General features: G+C 27.0%; 1 pseudogene. It reads right to left on the reverse strand.

Going from position 1 to position 248, the window contains the following annotated elements:
* Positions 1 to 189, reverse strand: a pseudogene (locus SCA31_RS24870) (gliding motility lipoprotein GldH); the annotation flags it as partial.
* Between the last annotated feature and the right edge of the window lie 59 nt (positions 190 to 248).

Below are 248 nucleotides of genomic sequence, written 5' to 3' on the forward strand. Positions count from 1 at the left end.
ATTATTGTTATTTCTTACAACAAATATAATATTTTTAGGATTTTGCGGATCTGAAATTTCAAGATTAAATTTCTGTTCACTTTTCTTATTCCATTTGTTATCAACAGAATTCATGATGATATCTTCTCCTTTCGAAGAATTACAGCTAAAGAAAAGGATAAGGGTAAGAAATCCTAAAATTTTATGCATTATTATCTTTTTTTGGAGGGTATTTCTTTTTGAATTTTTTCTTGGCCGGATTTTGAGGT

Origin of the sequence: Chryseobacterium sp. SIMBA_028 (genome assembly GCF_046535285.1) — a bacterium.
GTDB lineage: Bacteria > Bacteroidota > Bacteroidia > Flavobacteriales > Weeksellaceae > Chryseobacterium.